Source organism: Caballeronia sp. INML1, assembly GCF_023631085.1.
GTDB classification, from domain to species: Bacteria; Pseudomonadota; Gammaproteobacteria; order Burkholderiales; family Burkholderiaceae; genus Caballeronia; species Caballeronia turbans.
In genome coordinates, this window is record NZ_JALQDT010000066.1 from 1 (window position 1) to 13,567 (window position 13,567).

13 protein-coding genes are annotated in these 13,567 nt (G+C 62.8%); 5 read left to right on the plus strand and 8 right to left on the minus strand.

The window, feature by feature from the left end:
* The first annotated feature begins 141 nt into the window (after positions 1-141).
* Both NCR38_RS26730 and NCR38_RS26735 read left to right on the plus strand, forming a co-directional pair.
* On the plus strand, positions 142-891 hold the full coding sequence (locus NCR38_RS26730; protein ID WP_250477830.1) for a hypothetical protein: 750 nt from the start codon (positions 142-144) through the stop codon (positions 889-891).
* A 123-nt stretch (positions 892-1,014) separates the two neighbouring features.
* The gene (locus NCR38_RS26735; RefSeq protein ID WP_061116384.1) at positions 1,015-1,992 is read left to right on the plus strand and encodes an aldo/keto reductase; all 978 of its coding nucleotides are present in this window, start codon (positions 1,015-1,017) and stop codon (positions 1,990-1,992) included.
* A 30-nt stretch (positions 1,993-2,022) separates the two neighbouring features.
* On the opposite strand, the gene NCR38_RS26740 is transcribed toward NCR38_RS26735, so the two are convergent.
* From NCR38_RS26740 to NCR38_RS26750, 3 genes are all read right to left on the minus strand, one after another.
* Positions 2,023-3,579, minus strand: a complete 1,557-nt coding sequence (locus NCR38_RS26740) for a phospholipase D family protein (protein ID WP_061116385.1) — start codon at positions 3,577-3,579, stop codon at positions 2,023-2,025.
* A 14-nt stretch (positions 3,580-3,593) separates the two neighbouring features.
* Complete coding sequence (locus NCR38_RS26745) at positions 3,594-4,934, minus strand: TAXI family TRAP transporter solute-binding subunit (protein ID WP_061116386.1); 1,341 nt, start codon at positions 4,932-4,934, stop codon at positions 3,594-3,596.
* Between the two features lie 169 nt (positions 4,935-5,103).
* Positions 5,104-6,162, minus strand: a complete 1,059-nt coding sequence (locus NCR38_RS26750; RefSeq protein ID WP_061116387.1) for a hypothetical protein — start codon at positions 6,160-6,162, stop codon at positions 5,104-5,106.
* Positions 6,163-6,421: 259 nt separating this feature from the next.
* Here NCR38_RS26750 and NCR38_RS26755 point away from each other — a divergent pair, with 259 nt between their 5' ends.
* Positions 6,422-7,375 carry a D-2-hydroxyacid dehydrogenase family protein gene (locus NCR38_RS26755; protein WP_061116388.1) on the plus strand — a complete coding sequence of 318 codons (954 nt, stop codon included), beginning with the start codon at positions 6,422-6,424 and terminating at the stop codon, positions 7,373-7,375.
* Positions 7,376-7,384: 9 nt separating this feature from the next.
* Here the strand turns inward: NCR38_RS26755 and NCR38_RS26760 are convergent, their stop codons facing one another.
* Together NCR38_RS26760 and NCR38_RS26765 are read right to left on the minus strand one after the other, a co-directional pair.
* On the minus strand, positions 7,385-7,939 hold the full coding sequence (locus NCR38_RS26760; RefSeq protein ID WP_061116389.1) for a TetR/AcrR family transcriptional regulator: 555 nt from the start codon (positions 7,937-7,939) through the stop codon (positions 7,385-7,387).
* Between the two features lie 63 nt (positions 7,940-8,002).
* Positions 8,003-8,428, minus strand: a complete 426-nt coding sequence (locus NCR38_RS26765) for a hypothetical protein (RefSeq protein WP_061116390.1) — start codon at positions 8,426-8,428, stop codon at positions 8,003-8,005.
* Between the two features lie 158 nt (positions 8,429-8,586).
* Between NCR38_RS26765 and NCR38_RS26770 the strand changes: the two genes are divergently transcribed.
* Positions 8,587-9,726, plus strand: coding sequence for a peptidyl-alpha-hydroxyglycine alpha-amidating lyase family protein (locus NCR38_RS26770; RefSeq protein WP_409219311.1), 1,140 nt, complete (start codon positions 8,587-8,589; stop codon positions 9,724-9,726).
* A gap of 17 nt (positions 9,727-9,743) precedes the next feature.
* On the opposite strand, the gene NCR38_RS26775 is transcribed toward NCR38_RS26770, so the two are convergent.
* Both NCR38_RS26775 and NCR38_RS26780 read right to left on the minus strand, forming a co-directional pair.
* Positions 9,744-11,753 carry an EI24 domain-containing protein gene (locus NCR38_RS26775; protein ID WP_061116532.1) on the minus strand — a complete coding sequence of 670 codons (2,010 nt, stop codon included), beginning with the start codon at positions 11,751-11,753 and terminating at the stop codon, positions 9,744-9,746.
* Between the two features lie 172 nt (positions 11,754-11,925).
* Complete coding sequence (locus tag NCR38_RS26780) at positions 11,926-12,849, minus strand: DNA-3-methyladenine glycosylase (protein WP_061116533.1); 924 nt, start codon at positions 12,847-12,849, stop codon at positions 11,926-11,928.
* Between the two features lie 164 nt (positions 12,850-13,013).
* On the opposite strand from NCR38_RS26780, the gene NCR38_RS26785 reads away from it, so the two are divergent.
* Positions 13,014-13,181 (plus strand): hypothetical protein, encoded by a 168-nt coding sequence (locus NCR38_RS26785; protein WP_250477831.1) that lies wholly within the window; start codon positions 13,014-13,016, stop codon positions 13,179-13,181.
* A gap of 15 nt (positions 13,182-13,196) precedes the next feature.
* Here the strand turns inward: NCR38_RS26785 and NCR38_RS26790 are convergent, their stop codons facing one another.
* On the minus strand, positions 13,197-13,559 hold the full coding sequence (locus tag NCR38_RS26790) for a hypothetical protein (RefSeq protein WP_061116393.1): 363 nt from the start codon (positions 13,557-13,559) through the stop codon (positions 13,197-13,199).
* Positions 13,560-13,567: the final 8 nt, after the last annotated feature.

Sequence of the window (13,567 nt, forward strand, 5' to 3'; positions counted from 1 at the left end):
GTTGCTTGTACTGGGTTCTTTCGTTCATCGCAACACCTTATATGAGACAGGTGTTGCACTTCAGATTTGAGGCCGCCGTTCGATTGGCTTTATAAGAGCCTGATTTATTCGGGTGTAATTTCGCGCAGCGGAATAATCGCGGTGTGCAATCCAGACATCGCAAATGCGTTGCCAGACGACGATCGCATCACGATCATTCCCAGCGTGCCCTATGCGCAACGCCATTCCGAATGGAGCGGCTACAAGTTCATCAATTCCGTCGCGAACCTGATCGAGCAACCCGTGCTCGATGCGTGCAAGCGTTTCGAATTCGTCCTCAAGACCGATTGCGATACATTCGTCACGCCCGCCTTGCGCGACTTCCGTCCATCGGGACTGTGCGCGGGCGTGGGCGGCTATGCGTACCAGGATGACGTGCGTGTGAAGTTATCGGAAGTGAGCGCGCGATGGGGTTATCCGCATTCTGGAATGCATAACGTCGGTGCGTCGGTGCTCGGTTCGGCGCAGTGCGTGACGAACTTTCTCATCGCGCAGATGCAAGCATGCAATCGCTTGTGGCGCGAAGAGTTTAGCGAGTACGAGGGCGTGTGGCCCGGATGGTGCAAGCAGGTGGTCACAATGTACGCGGGCGAGCTCGCGCTTCGCAGCACGTATCCGCAACGTTGCTCTCTCGGGCTGCTGGACGCGTTCCCTACGTCTGACAGAAAGCTGTCGAGCGACGTATTGCATGTCCATGCGTGGCAGACAGATAGCTACTGGTCCAAACACATTTATCGCGCGGGTGGGTATGCGCATATCGAGCGCGACAGCATCGACCGCGCGACGCTCGGCGGCTATTGTCACTGGCTCGCGGAAGCAAGCATCGACGAAATCAGGCGCGCGGCACAGTAATACATCGCGTTGTTCTGTCAGGGTCGTCAAAGCACGCGATGCCAACCTGAGGTAATGTCTAGCGTTTCGTCGCCATGCGCAAGCATTCGCGCATGCCTTTCGGTTTGCAAGGAGATTCGCACGATGGATTACGTGAAACTGGGTTCGACCGGCCTCGACGTATCGCGGCTTTGTCTTGGTTGCATGACTTACGGCGTGCCCGATCGCGGGACGCATCCGTGGACGCTGGACGAGGAAAAGAGTCGCCCGCTCATCAAGCAGGCGCTTGAAGCGGGTATCAATTTCTTCGATACGGCCAACGTCTATTCGGACGGCACGTCTGAAGAAATCGTCGGACGCGCGCTGCGCGACTTCACGAAACGCGATGACATCGTAATTGCGACGAAAGTCTTCAATCGCATGCGTCCCGGTCCGAATGGCGCGGGGCTCTCACGCAAGGCGATCTTCAACGAGATCGATAACAGCCTGAAGCGCCTGGGCACCGATTACGTCGATCTCTATCAGATCCATCGCTGGGATTACGGCACGCCCATCGAGGAGACGCTCGAAGCGCTGCATGACGTCGTGAAGGCGGGCAAGGCGCGTTATATCGGCGCGTCATCGATGTATGCGTGGCAGTTCAGCAAGGCGCTCTACACATCGCGCGCGAACGGCTGGGTCGAGTTCAAGACGATGCAGAATCATTTGAATCTGCTGTATCGCGAGGAAGAACGGGAGATGGTGCCGCTTTGCAAGGACCAGGGTATCGGCATGCTGCCGTGGAGTCCGCTGGCACGCGGACGTCTTACGCGCGACTGGGACGCGACGAGCGAGCGGCAGGAGTCGGATGCATTCGGCAGCACGCTCTATCGCACGGACGATGCGGATCGCGCGGTGGTCGAAGCCGTGGCGGCCGTGGCGAAGGCGCGCGGCGTGCCGCGTGCGCAAGTGGCGCTGGCGTGGGTCGCACAGAAGGCGCCGGTGACGGCGCCGATCATCGGCGCATCGAAGCCGAATCATGTGAGCGATGCGGTCGCGGCGTTGACACTGAATCTCACGGCGGACGAGATTGCGCAACTCGAAGCGCCGTATGTGCCGCATGCGGTCGCGGGCTTCAAATGATGCAGCGATGAAGGACCCTCAGCGCGCGGCTTACAACTGCGATTCGATAGGCAGGATCCCCAGCATCCAGATGCCCGCGCGCTTGAACGCAGACACGCCCGGCTCGCTGTCGAGCTCGGTCGTGTTGCCATTGGCGTCGGTGTCGATCCACACCATGCGCGTGCCGCCGTTGCCGTCATCGTGCAACTCGACACGCCACGCGATGCGATCGATATTCGTGCCGATTCCATCCGCCACTTGCGCGGCCGCTTCCGCGCTTTCGCAATAGACGCCGATTTCCGTGTTCAGCTCCACGGAACGCGGATCGAGATTCATCGAGCCGATAAAAATGCGCGTGCGATCGAACACATATGTCTTCGCATGCAGCGACGCTTTCGACGATCCGAACGTGGACTTCTTCGCGCTTCTGTCGCTTTCGGCCGATGCGACGGGCTTCAACTCGTAGAGCCGCACGCCCGCTTCGAGCATGTCCTTGCGATAACGCTGATAGCCCGCATGCACCGCGGCGACATCGGTGGCGGCGAGGGAATTCGTCAGCACGGTGACGCGCACGCCGCGCGATGTCATCGAACGCAGCCATCGCACGCCTTCCTCGCGCGGCACGAAATAGGGCGACACGATCAGCATGTCCTTGTCGGGAGCGAGATTCAATGCCTTGAATTGCGACATTAAATGGCCTTCCGTGTCGCCGGGCGCACGCGTGATCTTCGCGGGATCGTCGTAGAGCAACGTCGCCTTGCCCCACGAAAATTCGGTGTCGCGCCGCTGGATCACGCTCGCGAGACGTTCACGGACTTGCGCCACATAAGGTGAATGCTCTTCCGACAGAAGATAAGCATCGAGCTTCGCGCGATAACCCGCAAGCGCGTCAGGGTCGGCGTGACGTCGCATCAGGTTATCGATCGGATAGGCCGCATCCGAGTTCCAGTACAGATCGAACGCACTCGATACCTCGCGCACGACAGGCCCGTGCACCAGCACATCGAGATCGCCAAAGGCGACCGTGCTCGATGCGCCGAAGTACTCGTCGCCGATATTGCGGCCGCCGAGAATCGCGGCCTGGTTATCCGCGATGAGCGCCTTGTTATGCATGCGACGATTCACGCGAAAGAACTCGGCCGCGGACCCGAGCTTCTTGAAGGTGCGATTCGCCACCGGATTGAAAAGGCGCACCTGCACGTTAGGATGCGATGCGAGCGCGAGCAGGAACTGATCGTCGGCATTGGTGCCGAGGTCGTCGAGCAAAAGGCGCACCCGCACGCCGCGATCGGCGGCACGCATGATCGACGCGGCCATTTCGCGGCCCGTCAGATCGTCGTGCCAGATGTAGTACTGGAGATCGAGCGTGCGATCGGCGGTCTCGCTGAGGATCACGCGCGCGATGAGCGCATCCGTGCCATCGGATAACAAGTGAAACGCATTGTCGCCGGGATGCGCAGCCTCGCTCGCCGCGAAGGCCGTGCCGAGCCGCGTGTTGGCAGTGTCGGTGAGGGCGTGCGTCTGCACGCGTCCGGTTTGAGGCGGAAGGCTCGCGCAGGCCGTCATCAACAGCGTCAATGCAATGGCGAACCATGAACGAAGTTTCATCGCTTGACCCTTGGTTAGACCGTGCTTTTTTCCCGCCGCGCCGCTTCGGTCAGACGCGCGCGCACGAAGCTGACATGCTCGCGCAGGACATAGAGTGCATCGGCATAGGCGAGCGGCAACCTGAGCGTATCGAGCGATTCCTCGATGTAATCGAGCTCGACGAGCAGCGCGCGACGCTCGTCTTCGTTGTTGACGCGCATCGCGCCGCGCTCCACTGCGATTAACGCGCCGTAGTAACGATAGATGCGCGAGCGCACGCGCCAGCGATACAGTGCGGGCACGAGCCGCAGCGCGGGAAAGATCAGCACGGCGGCGGGCAGCAACAGCACGAGCGCGCGATCCGCGAGATTCGCGAGCCAGAACGGCAGCGTCCGATACAGGAAGCTCTTGCCGGAGCGGTAATAGCGGCTGGCATCCTCGCTGATGGGAAACTCGTGCGCGACAGGACTCGGAAACTGACCTGTGCGCTGCAGCAAGCCAGCCGTACCGTGCACTTCCTGCGCCGCTTCGATGAGCAGGTCGGACAGCGCCGGATGCAGGGTCGGCCGCGCAATCAGCTCGACCGTCGGACTGATCAGATGCACGGCCTGCGGCGGGATGCGCCGGCCGAGATCGAGTACGCCGGGCGGCAGTTCGATTTCGTCGAGATAAGGGAAAAGGCGCGTATAGGCGCGTGCTTCGTTGAAGTCCATCACAGAGATGCCGGGCACGCGCAAGAGGCGCAGCATCAGGCCGCGCGTCGCGGAGTCGCCGGAGAGAAAGACCGCGTCGGCTTCGTTGCTGACGAGTTGCGTGGCGGCTTGCAGCCCGTCCGTCGGCAGAAGCTGCGTGGTGCCGCCCGGATAGATGCCGTTGGCCTCCAGTAGCTTCAGTGAAAGCATGCGTGTGCCGCTGCCTTCACGGCCGATCGCGATGCGCTTGCCCTCCAGTTGCGACAGCAGCGTGAGCCCCTTGCCGCGATAGAAGACGACGAGCGGCACATACGACACGCTGCCGAGCGACATCAGCGTCGACGCTTCTTCCTTCGTTGCAATGCCGCCCTGCACGAGCGCAAGATCGACGTGCTGCTTCGGATCGAGCAGTCGTTCGAGGTTCTGCACGGAGCCGTCCGAGGGCAGCACTTTCAGCGTGATGCCGCTGCGCGCGAGCAGCTTCGCATATTCCTGCGAGATGACGTAGAACGAGCTGTCGGGCTGGCCCGCGCTCATCGTGATGGTTTTCGGCGGCGCGGGATCGACGAGCCAGTAGACAAGCGCGACGATGGTCGCAATGACCAGCACGACGGGACCGGCGGTCCAGGTGATGTCGTGCAGCACGCCTTTCGCATGATCTCGAGGCAGATGCGGGCGTTTCATGCGATGTCTCGTCGTGAGCGTACGGTGGCGACTGCTTGCGTGCCGTGAAAGACATCGAGCACGTCGTGCCTGTGTCGAAAGCGGCGTTGATCCGCAGTGTAACGCGAGGCGCGCGCAAAACGAGAAGGCCGGCGCGCATGCGGCCGGCCTTTAGATGTTGCTGTCCTTGTTATGCCCAGTGCGCGGGAATCCAGAATCTGCCGACCCAGTGGCCCGGGATCAGAACCGCGCGGTGCGGCACGACATAAACGGTCTTCGCGGGCGGCGGCGGTGCGATATACACGGTCTTGACCGGAGCCGGAGCCGGCGCGACATACACAGTCTTTGCCGGCGGCGGTGCGACGACGACGGTCTTGGCCGGCGGCGGGGGCGGCGTCACCACGACCGTCGACGAAGCCGGGGGAGGTGCGACCACCACGGTCGTCGAAGGCGGCGGGGGCGGCGGCACGATCACGGGCGCGGCAACGACTGTGGTTCCGGTGACGACCGGCGCCGTCGCCACCACCGTCGTGCTCGACGTGACTGTGCCGCCGCCGACCACCGTCGTGCTGTGCGAGCCATTGGCGACCGTCGCCGTGCCCGAGGTGGTGACCACGCCCGGCGCGACGCTCGTCGCGCTGCCTGAATGCGTCACCGTCCCGCCGTTCGCCGTGTTGACGGTGCCGGAGCGGTTGCATGTGTAACCCGCGCAGTTCGTCGATGCCGAGTGCGTCGACGTGTTGCCGTTCGGGCCGGTCACCGAGCCCGACGACGAGTACTGTCCAGGCGCCGTGCGCGTCACCGTATCGCTGCCGGTCGCGGTCTTGCCGTTCGGGCCGGTCGCACTGCCGGTGTGCGAGCAGCTTCCCCCGGCGCAGCTCGTATCGCCCGCGTGCTGCACCGAGCGGCCGTTCGGGCCGTAGGCGGTGCCGGAGTTCGAGAACTGGCCGGGCGCGGTGCGCGTCACGGTGCCTGAGTTGGTGGCGACGCGGCCCCACGGATTCTCGACGCCGCCCGCATGCGAGCAACTGCCGCCGCCGCAGGAGCCGACGTGCGCGCCCTGATACTCGCCGCGGCCGGTGTAGGCCGTGCCGCCGCGCGCCCAGCCGGCGAAGGCGGAACTGCTGCACAGCGTGAGAGCGGCGGCGGCCGCGACGACGAGCAAATGGCGCACGCGGCGCTTGCTGGAACTCGCGTCGCAGACGGAGGCAACGCGGCCGTTTGAAGCGAAAGTCGATCTGTTTTTCACGGGATGTCCTTCTCGGTTCTGTAGGCCACGTTGCGTTTCGTGTGGCGACGGAAGTGACTATAGAGAAGGGGCCGCGCGAAGTCCCGCGGTAACTTATTTCACGCCATGTCATGCATTTGGGATTCCCGCTAGCGCTTATGGCGCAAGGCTTTGCGGGATTTCAGAAAGGCTCGCGACGGCCGTGCGCGACATGAATTCGCGCATTGCGTCACACTAGCTCCTGCCGTTCACTCCATTCGTCATAACAAACGAAATCCCCATGACCCCATCCAACCCGATCAAAGTCGCCGTTCTCGACGACTATCAGAACATCGCGCTTTCCATGGCCGACTGGTCGCCGCTCGACGGGCGCGCGACGCTCACCGTGTTCAACGATCACATCGCCGGGCGCGAAGCGCTGCTCGAACGCCTGCGCCCCTTCGACGTCGTGTGTGCAATGCGCGAGCGCACGCCGTTCTCGCGCGACATCATCGACCATCTTCCGAACCTGAAGCTGATCGCGTCGACGGGCGCGGCCAATGCATCGATCGATCTGGATGCCGCAGCCGCACGCGGCATCGAAGTGCGTCACACGGGCTACTCGTCCACGCCGACGATCGAATTTACCTGGGCGCTGATTCTCGCGATGATGCGCAATATTCCCGCCGAAAACCGCTCGCTGAAGGAAGGCGGCTGGCAAGTGGGCCTTGGGACCGAACTGGCGGGCAAGACGCTCGGCCTGCTCGGACTCGGGCGCGTGGGATCGGCGGTCGGCGTGATCGGACGCGCGTTTCGCATGAACGTGATCGCGTGGAGCCAGAACCTCACGCGCGAGCGCGCCGAAGAAAAGGGCGTGCAACTCGTCGACAAGGACACGCTCTTCAGTACCTCCGATGTGCTCACGGTTCACCTGCGCCTGAGCGAGCGCACGCGTCATCTCGTCGGCGAGAAGGAGCTCGCGCAGATGAAGCCGACGAGTCATATCGTGAACACATCGCGCGGCCCGATCGTCGATAGCGCGGCGCTGGTCGATGCGTTGAAGTCGGGGAGGCTCGCGGGCGCGGCCATCGACGTGTACGACGAAGAGCCGCTCGCGGCGAACGACCCGCTGCGCGCGCTACCGAACGTGCTGGCGACGCCGCATATCGGCTATGTCGCGCAGGAGTTGTATCGCACGTTTTATGGCGATACGGTGCGCAATATCGTCGAATGGCTCGACGCGCGCAAGGCGTGACTACTGCGCTTATGACGTTTTCGGTTCGGCGGGCGGCAACAATGAAAACAACAATTCGATTGCGCTGCTCGCGCGGCGCTTGCCGTCCGCGCGGCCGACCGCGAGATCGATGACCGCAAGCCCGACGACGAGCGCGTGCACCATTGACACATGCTCTTTCGTGACGGCGAGGCCCATCGCTTCGAGCATGCGCGTGATCCGCACAGCGACGCCTTCCGCGAGCTCGCGAAAGAGGCTGCGTATGGTCGGCTCTTCGTCGGCGGCTTGCGCGAGCGCCATCAATACGCGGGTGTTCTCATGGCGCATCGCGACATTGGCGATCGATGCAGCCGTGACCTTGGCAGACGCTTCGCCCGCAAAGGCATCGACAGCGGCGAGCTGGCCGTCGATTGCGGTGCGTGCTACGGCTTCGATCAATGCGAGGCGCGTCGGAAAATAGTACGTGAGATGACTCTGCCGCACGCCCGCGCGCGCAGCGACGCGCGGTTGCGTGAAGCCCGAATAGCCTTCTTCGCGCAATGTGGCGAGCGCGGCTTCGAGTATGGACTGTCGACGATCCTGCACGGGGCGCGATCCATGTTTGGTTGATTTACCAAACCTTAGCGTGCGCGATGCAAGGCGTCAACCTCATGAATTGTTATACGAAGGCGGTTGCGGATTGTGCGCGGGGTTCGTGTCGAACTTGCGGATATCGATGAGCGCATCGCTTCTGAGCGATTGAAGATCGGCTTCCAGTGCATCGGCGAGCGCCTTGTCATAGACTTCATCGCCATTCACATAGAGCGTGAACGCTTCCAGATATTTCGCTTTCTTAGCGGGATTCTCGATGGTTTCGCGCGTCCAGCGATAAAGCGGATAGTGTTCGACGCCGTCGCGTTGCGCTTGCGCCACGTAGTCGGCGAAGGCGTCGTACTGGCATTTCATATGAGCGCCGTGCCGCATGAGCAGCGTGTTGATCGGCGCAAGCTTTTCGTTCGCCGGGTCCTGACGCGCCAAGGCTGCGTACTCGGGCGCGAGGCGGATTCGAACTTGATATTGCCAGGATTCGGTCATGATGTCCTTTCAGCATTGAAAGCGATAAAAGCACGCGGATGTGAATAATGCGGTTCATGCACTACACTTCCTCTCGCATCGCGAAGCAAGCCGGCCATCGGTGTTCATCATTGCAGGCGACGAACAAGAGGAGGGTAACAGTGAGTCTTCGACACCCGATGTACTGCCCATGTTGCGACATCGCGCCGGGCGCTGCAAGCCGCCGGCGCTTCCTGATGCTCGCGGCCCAAGGGGTCCAGGGCGCTGCCGCGCTCGCGCTCTTTCCGCATCTCGCGTACGCCGACAACGACGTGCCGGCCATAGCCTACGATTCCGTTCCCGATCCGGTGCGTTTGCCGCGCGACGTCTACTTCGGCGAATGCTCTGGCGTCGCGCTCAATTCGGCGGGGCATATCTTCGTGCTTTCGCGCGGCAATAGCATCGGTCCCGCATACGGCGCAGCCGCGGCCCAGCTGCTCGAATTCGATCGCAACGGCCGCTTCGTGCGCGAGATCGGCCATAATCTTTATGCGTGGTCGTTTGCGCATACGGTCAAGGTGGATCGGCAGGACAACGTCTGGGTCACCGACAAGGGCTCGGACATGATCATCAAGTTCACGCCCGAAGGCCGCGTCGCGATGGTGTTCGGACGCAAGCAGGAGGCATCGGACGAAGAGACCGCGCCGCTCAAGCATCCGAATCCGCCGCTGCCTTCGGAGCCCGGACGCTTTCGACAGGTGACAGATGTCGCTTGGGATACCGCGGGCAATACGTATATCAGCGACGGATACATCAACTCGCGCGTCGCGAAGGTCGACAAGGACGGCAACTGGCTCAAGTCGTGGGGCGAGCGCGGCAAGGAGCCGGGGCAGTTCCATACGCCGCATAGCATTGCAGTCGATAGAAACGGCATGGTCTATGTTGCCGATCGCAGTAACCGGCGCATTCAGGTCTTCGACGGCGAAGGGAATTTTCAGCGGCAATTCACGATCGACGTGCCCGTGCCGTCGGATGCGCGCCCGGCTATCGGCAACATGCCCGATGAAGCGGCAATTGCAGCGGGCACGTTTGCGCCGGGATCGCCTTGGGCCATTTGCATATCGCCGGGGCCGAATCAGGTGTTGTATTGCGCCGATGCGTTTCCCGGCCGCATCTACAAGTTATCGCTCGATGGGAAACTGCTCGGCGTGCTCGGTCGATCGGGCAAGCAACTGAAGCAGTTCGGATGGATTCACGAGATGGCGTGTCCGGCGGAGAACACGTTGTTCGTCGCGGAGTTGCTCAACTGGCGAGTGCAGAAACTCGTGCTGCATGGATAACTTCGCATCGGTCCGCATTACTTAGGCGCAGCCTTCGCCCGCATCGACATGATTGGCTTCGGCTGCGCATCGCATCGGTTCTCGCGCCATGCACGCAGCGTATCGAGCGCGACTGAGTTGCGCACATAGCGATGCCACACGAACGCGAGATCGAAGATCAGAATCGCGAGCCACCACGCATAGAGAAAGAATGCACCGCCGAGCACGACGGGCCATAACTGCTTGCCCGCCAGATCGCCCCATAACCTCACGCCGACGATCAACACCATCATCAGCGTGCCGAGCGCAACGAGAATGCGCCGTCCCCAATGCGGTTTGCGCGGAGCGAGCCATCCGCTCAACGCGCACACCAGTCCCGCGAGCACGAATACAGCCTTGCCGACGGCAGGATCGGCGACATCGCGATGCACAAAGTCCGCAAACGGACTCGCGAGAAACGCGGCCACGCCGCTCAAGAGCACGAACCAGAAGATCAGCGCGCCTGCGACGAACGCCAGAAGCGCGACGATGCGCCAGCGCAGCCACGCGCCCGTGCGTCTCACGCCGCGCGCCTTCACGAGACGCGGAAGGCGCGCGGCGACCGTCGTTCCCATCAGCAGGCATGCGAGTGCGAACACCGAGCGTGTGAGATAGATGAACTCGGGCGCGGTGCTCGTGCCCCCCGCGCCCGAATCGGACGATGCCGTGACGGCTTTGTAAATGAAGAACACCGCGAGAAGATGCAGCGAGAAGCTCAGCAGATAAGGAATCGCCGTGCTCACGATGCCACGAAAGCGCCTGTTTTGCGGGGCTTTTGCCGTGTCTTTGTCGAGCACGACGTTCTCGATGAAGTGGCCGAAGACATCGCCATCGGTCCAGTAGTCCGTATGCGCCTTGCCTGGCAACCAGTAGCGCGAGAAGCCGATGTCATGCACCGGTTCGAACTCGAACGCACGGCAGCCGCGATGATCGAGATAGGCGCGCGCCGTATCGAGTGCGAAGCCGACCGGATCGCCGAAGTCGTAATAGTTGCGCCACCTGATGCGCGAGGGCAGCGTGATCGGTCCGCCCGGACGTTCCGCTTGCGTCACGGCATCGCCCTGCATGTCGCTTTTCAGCGCCATGCCTTCCCAGAGTTTCGGCCATAGCAGGATGTGCTTGTCGATCGGCGAGCCGATGGTCATGAAGCCGCGCAGACTTTGCACCCAGTCGGTGCTGATGACCTGCTTGCCGTCCTTCGGGTCCGACACGGTCGGTGTGGACAGCGCCTGCAGAATGCCGAGAAAGCTGATGACGGTTCCCTCACTGTGCGCGACGATATATACCTCGGGCGCGCATTGGCAGCGCGCGGTGGCGAGCGCGACGAGCCGCTCCATTACGCGATGAAACCGAAAGACGATCGTCTCGCGATGCTGCCTGAAATCCGCGACCAGCTGCACGTCGCCGACATAATCGCGGAGCATCGGCGCGAGATCGAACTTGAAGATGCCGGCCTTCTCGGTAACCGCGAGCAGGCTTTGCATGACGGCCACCGTTTCGATGACCTCCTCGACGACGCCCGACGCAAGCGAGAAATCGGCGGGCTCGAGCTTGCGTTCGTCGACGTTGAGCATATAGGCGGCCTGCGCGCGACTCACGATCGAAAGTCCCCATGCCTTGCTTTCCTCGAGCGTGTCGTCCTGCTTCACGACCTCGCGCGGAATGTCGGCCCAATATACTTCCGCGAAACCGAGCGCGGAATAGAAGTCGCGCTGCTCGGCTGTGTAGGGGCCGCCCTGCGGAAGATCGAGCTGGCGGACGTCCACTTCACCGACGCCCGCGATGTCGAAATAGCCGAGCGGCATGACAGGCAGCGGCGGGTCGTAGCGCGCACCGAACTGGCTCGCCACGGAACGCACCGTGTCGCTGTGCAACTGATTGCCAATGCCGTGTATCGCGACGACGATCTTCTGCACGCGTGGCGCGATCGGCATGTCGGACGCGGCCGTCGTCGGCGATGCCGCGTGTTCGTTCTTGATGTCTTGCGCGTCAAGGGACGATGCGTTCATGAGCGTCTCCCGATGGCGTTTCGTCAGCGCTGCTTCGTATCCTGTCCCTGCGCTGCGCACGCGGATACGCGCCCGCGGCGGCGCCCGGTCTCTCGAAGCAGATTAGTCTATTTTTCAGTTTGCATGCATGCGTATTGCACGCAAGATGCGATCTAATCGAATGCATGCGATATCAGCCGCCGCGTGCAAGTCCCGTTTCCATCGCCACGCCGTTCCACAGGTGCATGGCCGCATAGGCGCGCCACGGACGCCAGCGTTCGGTGCGCGCACGCTGCAGGACGGGCCTTGCAAGCGACGGATCGCGGCGCGCGATCGCCTGCATGAGAACGAGATCGGCGTCCGGCCACGCGTCGGGATCGCGTAGCGCACGCATCGCGACATAGCCGACGGTCCACGGCCCGATGCCCGGCATCGAGAGCATGTCGCGCTTCAGGCATTCGAGATCGGCGCCGTGCTCATCGAGCGGCAGCGCGCCCGTTGCCACCGCGTGTGCGAAGCGTTGCACGGTCTCGATGCGCTTCGTCGGCATGCCGATCTTCTGCAGGTCCGCAACGGCGAGCTCGGCGGGCGTGGGAAAACGCCACGCGGTGCCTTCGTGCGGGTGGCCGTCGATCCTTCTTCCCGCGCGCTGCACGATGCGGCTCATGATCGTCGAGGCGCCTTTCACGCTCACCTGTTGTCCGACGATCGTCCGCACCACGAGTTCGAAGCCGGACCACGCGCCCGGCACGCGCAGGCCGGGTGCGGACGCGACGAGCGGCGCGAGCATGGGGTCAGCCCCGAGGCATCGGGCGATTTCGCGGGGATCGGCATGCAGATCGAACATGCGCGCGAGCGGCGCGGCGAGCGCGCCGGCGTGGCGTGCCGCTGCGCCATCGACATGCACGACGAGCCGATGCCTGCTTTCATGCGGCCTGACGTCGACAGTGCCGTCGTCGCCTTGCCATTCGATCGCGCGTCGATACACGCCGCCCTCGACCGACTCGACGCCCGCGGACGCGCGCCCGCCGATGAATGTCAGCATGCGCATCCAGTCGAAAGGCCTCTTGAAGGGCAGTTCGAGGGTGGCGGTCGATGTGTCGATGGTCGAATGCATTTTGGATGCCGTTTGCGCGATGGTCGATTGCATGCCGATCTTACTCCGGCGTTCTGCATGGTCGCCGCGCTGCGATGCTCATTCGCCGCTAACTCTGCGCGACGACAATGCCTCACATCGACAGCAAACGACCCAGCAACGTCAGCCAGCCAAAGGAGCCGAACATGAACGCCATCTCGATCAGCATCGTCGCCATCGTCATCACCGCCGCGCTTGCGGCCATTGCGCCGGTCACGCATTACACGCAGCATGAGATTGCCGTGCTGGGCGCGCATGCGGCGAGCTCACGCGCCGAGGTTCATCTCGGCGCGGGCAGCGGTCTGACGGCTTGATCGATGCGCGCCGTATCAGGGGCGCCGCGCCAGTTCCATCGTGCTCGTGTTGAGCATGGGCCTGAATTCGGGGTGTTGGGAAAGAAGCTGGGGCCCACTCGTTACGAGTTGAGGACGGCGGTCCCATTGATCGGAACGCACGACGCAACGCGCGAGAACATCGCCGTAGATGGGAGCCAGCCCCTCGCGATCGTGCAGCGCGGTCAGTCGGGCGATGCCGACTTTCTCGTCACGCGTGAGTCCACGCGTGAGGCAGTCGACCGTCTGGCGGTCCATTGCGGCCTGCGCAGTCTCGAAGTCCGACGAGTGATAGAAAGTGAAGTCCGTGATGACGAGCACCGCGCCCAGCGCAATGCATGCTGCTCGAATCCTGGTCAACGTTTTCC

Excerpts from the sequence above, each read along its gene's own strand:
- NCR38_RS26735 (WP_061116384.1), top strand. The coding sequence starts at position 1,015 with ATGGATTACGTGAAACTGGGTTCGACCGGCCTCGACGTATCGCGGCTT.
- NCR38_RS26740 (WP_061116385.1), bottom strand. The coding sequence starts at position 3,579 with ATGAAACTTCGTTCATGGTTCGCCATTGCATTGACGCTGTTGATGACG.
- NCR38_RS26745 (WP_061116386.1), bottom strand. The coding sequence starts at position 4,934 with ATGAAACGCCCGCATCTGCCTCGAGATCATGCGAAAGGCGTGCTGCAC.
- NCR38_RS26755 (WP_061116388.1), top strand. The coding sequence starts at position 6,422 with ATGACCCCATCCAACCCGATCAAAGTCGCCGTTCTCGACGACTATCAG.
- NCR38_RS26765 (WP_061116390.1), bottom strand. The coding sequence starts at position 8,428 with ATGACCGAATCCTGGCAATATCAAGTTCGAATCCGCCTCGCGCCCGAG.
- NCR38_RS26770 (WP_409219311.1), top strand. The coding sequence starts at position 8,587 with ATGTACTGCCCATGTTGCGACATCGCGCCGGGCGCTGCAAGCCGCCGG.
- NCR38_RS26775 (WP_061116532.1), bottom strand. The coding sequence starts at position 11,753 with ATGAACGCATCGTCCCTTGACGCGCAAGACATCAAGAACGAACACGCG.
- NCR38_RS26780 (WP_061116533.1), bottom strand. The coding sequence starts at position 12,849 with ATGCATTCGACCATCGACACATCGACCGCCACCCTCGAACTGCCCTTC.
- NCR38_RS26785 (WP_250477831.1), top strand. The coding sequence starts at position 13,014 with ATGAACGCCATCTCGATCAGCATCGTCGCCATCGTCATCACCGCCGCG.